At 64.5% G+C, this 2,654-nt stretch carries 3 protein-coding genes; all 3 read left to right on the forward strand.

Annotated elements, in window-relative coordinates; translation table 11 throughout:
* The first annotated feature begins 105 nt into the window (after positions 1-105).
* On the forward strand, positions 106-780 hold the full coding sequence (locus EOA75_RS31635; RefSeq protein WP_066997584.1) for a response regulator transcription factor: 675 nt from the start codon (positions 106-108) through the stop codon (positions 778-780).
* A 96-nt stretch (positions 781-876) separates the two neighbouring features.
* Positions 877-2,352 (forward strand): HAMP domain-containing sensor histidine kinase, encoded by a 1,476-nt coding sequence (locus EOA75_RS31640; RefSeq protein ID WP_067320986.1) that lies wholly within the window; start codon positions 877-879, stop codon positions 2,350-2,352.
* Positions 2,353-2,363: 11 nt separating this feature from the next.
* On the forward strand, positions 2,364-2,654 hold a 291-nt coding region (locus EOA75_RS31645), incomplete at its 3' end, for a hypothetical protein (protein WP_206517095.1).

Raw genomic sequence — 2,654 nt, forward strand, 5'->3', positions numbered from 1 at the left:
GCAAGTGGGTACCGGTCTGGGATCACGACATGCGGCTGGCGAACGCAAAGGCGCTGAGTCATGGCTGCCCCTCAACCTTCCAGTGAAATCGCGTATAACGGCTCCATGAAGATTCTCGTCATGGAAGACGACCGCGAGGCTGCGGACTACCTGCAGAAAGCCTTCGCCGAGGCGGGCCACACCGCCCATGTCGCCGGGGACGGCGAGACCGGCTTCGCGCTTGCCGACGCCGGCGACTATGACGTGATGGTGGTCGACCGCATGATGCCGCGCCGCGACGGGCTGTCGGTGATCGCAGCGCTCCGCTCGCGCGGCAACACCACGCCGGTGCTGATCCTGTCGGCGCTGGGCGAGGTCGACGACCGCGTTACCGGGCTGCGCGCCGGCGGCGACGATTATCTCACCAAACCCTACGCTTTTTCCGAATTGCTTGCCCGGGTCGAGGTGTTGAACCGTCGCGCCGGCGCCCGGGAAACCGAGACCGTCTACCGCGTCGGCGATCTCGAGCTCGACCGTCTGTCGCATTCGGTCAAGCGCGCCGGCCGCGAGATCACGCTGCAGCCGCGCGAGTTCCGCCTGCTGGAATATCTGATGCGCCACGCCGGCCAGGTGGTGACGCGCACCATGCTGCTGGAAAATGTCTGGGACTATCATTTCGATCCGCAGACCAACGTCATCGACGTTCATGTCTCGCGCCTGCGCGGCAAGATCGAAAAGGGTTTCGACAAACCGATCCTGCACACCATCCGCGGCGCGGGCTACATGCTGAAAGGCGGCTAGAGCATGATCCCAAACCGAAAGTCAGGGAACGTTTCGGAAAAGATGCTGCAACAAGGGGTTACCGTGCAGCCAATCGTCATCCTGATCTAGGCGCACATGGCTCTTTCCCTGCCGGCCATCATGAAGACGACGGCGGCCCGGCTCTCGGCGCTTTACCTTCTGCTTTTCGCTCTCTGCGCCGTGCTGCTCGTCTTTTACATGACGTCGCTCTCGGCGCGCATGCTGACGGCGCAGACCCAGGACACGATCAATGACGAGATCCTCGGCTTGGCTCGCGCATACAAAAATGGCGGCCTGCCGTTGCTGGTGCGCGTGGTTGAAGCCCGCTCGCGCCAGCCTGGCGCCAACCTCTATCTGATCGCCGACGCCAACGGCCAGATCCTGACCGGCAATGTGCAGAGCCTGGAGCCGGGAATCATCGAAACCGAGGGCTGGACGACGGAGCCCTTTTCGTACCATCGCTTCGGTGAGGGCGAACTCGACCGGTTGCGTGGTGGTGGCACCGATCAGAGCGCGCCGTCCCCGGGCGACAGCAGCGCTCGGTCGGAAGGCGAAGAAGGCCACAACGCTATCGCGCTGGTGCTGCGACTGCCCAATCAGATGATCTTGCTGGTCGGCCGCGATCTTGGCGAGCCCGAGCGCTTCCGGGCCGTCATCCGCCGCGCGCTGATGCTGGCGCTAGGCATGATGGGGCTCGGCGGCCTCTTGATCTGGTTCTTCGTCGGGCGCGCCGCGCTGAAACGCATCGACAGCGTCTCCGACGCAAGTCGCCGCATCATGGGCGGCGACCTTAGCGGACGGCTGCCGGTGACCGGCGCCGGTGACGAATTCGACCGCCTGTCCGAAAACCTCAACACGATGCTTGCCCGTATCGCCATGCTGAACGAGGGGCTGAAGCAGGTCTCCGACAACATCGCTCACGATCTGAAGACGCCGCTGACCAGGCTGCGCAACCGCGCCGAAGCCACCCTTGCCGGCAAGCGCAAGACGACGGACTACCGTCAGGCGCTGGAGGGAACGATCGCCGAGTCCGACCAGCTCATCAAGACCTTCAACGCCATCCTGATGATCTCGCGGCTGGAGGCCGGCTATTCCTCCGAGACAACCGGCCCGGTCGACCTCGCCGCCACGGTGAGCGATGTCGTCGAGCTCTACGAGCCGGTGGCGGAAGAGGCGGGCGTCGTGCTGGAAACCGCGGTGCCGGAAGCGGTGACCATCAACGGCAATCGCGAGCTGATCGGCCAGGCGCTGTCGAACATCGTCGACAACGCCATCAAATACTCGACCGGCGCCGCCGAGAGCCCGAAGGTGCGGGTCACGCTGGAGCGCATCGGCGGCGAGGTCAAGCTCGCCGTTTCCGACAATGGCCTTGGCATTCCCGACGATGCCGACCGCGCCAGGGTCACCGAGCGTTTCGTGCGGCTGGAGAAGAGCCGTTCGCAGCCGGGCTCGGGCCTGGGCCTTAGCCTCGCCAAGGCGATCATGACTTTCCACAACGGCAGGCTTGATCTTCTGCCCGCCAATCCCGGATTGTCCGTAGTCATGAGTTTCCCGGCCCGGGAGACGCATTGATGGCGGCAAGGATGGCAAAAAAGAAGATCGATACGGAATGGCAACTCCGACCGACGCTGGCGCTTCGCCCGCTCGGCGGCGACCATGCCCGGAGGGAATTGTCCGAGATCGCTGACGCGGCCGAGCAAGACGGCCATCCGCGTCTGGCCGCGTTCCTCGCCGGCCAGGGAGCACTGCAGGAATTGCTCGCCGCCATCTTCGACCTGTCGCCGTTCCTGCGTGATACGGCCCGCCGCCGTCCGGCCATTCTCGACAAGCTGTTCGACCAGACGATCGAAGCGCGTCTCAACGAGATCGGCGAG

Origin of the sequence: Mesorhizobium sp. M1A.F.Ca.IN.022.07.1.1, from assembly GCF_003997575.1 — a bacterium.
Lineage (GTDB): Bacteria > Pseudomonadota > Alphaproteobacteria > Rhizobiales > Rhizobiaceae > Mesorhizobium.